Raw genomic sequence first — 2,209 nt, forward strand, 5'->3', positions numbered from 1 at the left:
TTGTCACCGGAGTCGGTGTTGTCACCGGAGTCGGTGTTGTCACCGGAGTCGGTGTCGTAACCGGAGTCGGTGTTGTCACCGGAGTCGATGTTGTCACCGGTGTTGGTGTTGGGGCTGGTGTTGGGGCTGGTGTTGGTGTTGGAGTTGGTGTTGGTGTTGGAGTTGGTGTCGGCGCTGGTGTTGGTGTCGGACTAGCTGCAAACGTGCTACTAGCAACATTCAGCAAAACCGCGATCGCCCGATTGCTACTTTTATCTATCATCACTGTATCGGAACTACTAGCACCATTAGCAGCCGTACCCGCACTAAAAGTGTAGTTATTAAAATTCAAAATGCCATTGTCGCTAGCAATGCGATCGCCTCCATTTTGATAATCGGTAATGTAATCAATGCTCTCATCATCTAGCAGTACAAAAAATGTGTCATTGCCACTGCCACCTGTTAGCGTATCGACACCCCGATCGCCGTGCAAACTATCATTGCCGCTACCGCCGACAATTGAATCATTGCCTTGACCGCCGCACAAGCAATCATCTCCATCTCCCCCGATAACAGTATCTTCATCTTTGTCGCCGCGAAGGGAATCATTGCCACCTCCGCCCTCAATTTCATCATTTCCTTTGCCACCATATACAACTTCATCATCAGAGGAACCGCGAACAGTATCATTACCTTTGCGAGTTAGCAATCCTCCAGGCACTTCCTGAAGTTGTCCGGCTTCGAGTGCAACATTGTCGGCTGTATCTTCTCCGACGAAATAAATCCCTTGTCGTTTGATAGTCATAATTTTCCTACCTATTGGTTTGCAAAATAAACGGAGTGGAGAAATGGTCGCAATAAATGCGATCGACAATTACCTCTGATTTGGAAAGTTTAGGAGGGCGATCGCCTGTTTTCCATAAAGGCGCTCGCTTGTTGTTGATTGTTATATTCTTCAAGCTTTATAGGCAGTCAAAACAGCCATATAGTAGCTAGTTTGATTGCCTCTTGTGACGCTGGTATAGCCGATACCTACATCCGTATGCTTGCCGTAGAAATCATTAAGAGCTAGCAAGTGAATCCGATGCCCCGGAGGTGATGTTCCCGCATCAACGAGCAAAGTTGCAATCTGATCTTTTCCTGAAGTTCCAAAACTAGAGGAATTGCCAACGGTGTATACTGTCGATAGCGATTCAATGAAATTGTTGGCGGGGTTACCCAAGTAAAACGACGGCAGCGGATATCCAGCTCGCTGTACCTTTATATTTGGGCCAAGACCATCTGGATCTACATGATCGAAGTAATTTCTAGCTGCCAAATCATCAGCTCGCTGCTGAGCAACCTGATTTAAAATTGGATCTGGTGTTAAGGGAGGACGAGGTGTAACTCCGCTCAGATTAATCCCTAACTGCTGTCCTGCTGCTTGGGGGTTTTGCCGAGCAGAATTGAGGTAATCTAAAGCCGATCGCTCTTCTGGATCTAAGCCGGGAGTTCCTGTTGAACCAGAAATTGGAGTCGGAGTGGGAGTGGGAGTCGGAATAGGAGTAGGAGTAGGAGCAGGAGTCGGAGTCGGACTTCCTGTCACATTTCCACCAATAACTTTCGCTGAAACACTCCCAACATCCCCATTAAAATTGGTCAACAATGCCAAGACTTTATCAAAAGAAGAACCACCATTGCTGCTAACGTAAACTCCGACACTATTGCTGTTATTACGAGCAACTAAAACGCGAGAACCTGTCAGGTTATCTACCAGTCGGAGGAAATCAGAAGCAGCATTAAAGTCGGTAATAATAGCTACGCCCTCGCCTATCAAACCAAAAGTATCGCTTCCACCACCCCCTGTCAGCGTATCTGTGTCAAAGCCACTGACTAAATAATCATCTCCTTTGCCGCCAAACAGTTGATCTGCACCCAATCCGCCATACATAGAGTCGCTATCCCGACCACCATAGATAACATCGTTACCAGGATCGCCCAATAAACTGTCACTTCCAGAACCGCCAACAATCAGATCGTTTCCCGCATCGCCTACTAGCGTGTCATCGCCAGCATAGCCATAAATTTCTACGGGTTCAGCATTAAACCAAATGAGTTCGTCATTTTGCGCTGTTCCATCTAAACGAGCCATATTGAATCTCCAATTTGTCAAGTCAATTTGTTTGCCAAAAAACAAAAGGCCGGAGAAGGGTCGATCGCACATAATGCGAAATCACCACTTCCCCAGCCC

2 protein-coding genes are annotated in these 2,209 nt (G+C 47.0%); both read right to left on the minus strand.

What is annotated here, in order from left to right:
* The coding region (locus tag QT974_RS05830) for a calcium-binding protein (RefSeq protein ID WP_442933151.1) at positions 1-784 on the minus strand (784 nt) is incomplete at its 3' end.
* Between the two features lie 150 nt (positions 785-934).
* Entirely contained in the window at positions 935-2,110 is a 1,176-nt protein-coding gene (locus QT974_RS05835) for a CAP domain-containing protein (RefSeq protein ID WP_333467578.1), read from the minus strand.
* Positions 2,111-2,209: the final 99 nt, after the last annotated feature.

The organism is Microcoleus sp. BM001215392 (assembly GCF_036700185.1).
Taxonomy (GTDB): Bacteria; Cyanobacteriota; Cyanobacteriia; order Cyanobacteriales; family Microcoleaceae; genus Microcoleus.

Bases quoted from the DNA above. Each gene is read 5' to 3' on its own strand.
- QT974_RS05835 (WP_333467578.1), bottom strand. From the start codon at position 2,110: ATGGCTCGTTTAGATGGAACAGCGCAAAATGACGAACTCATTTGGTTT.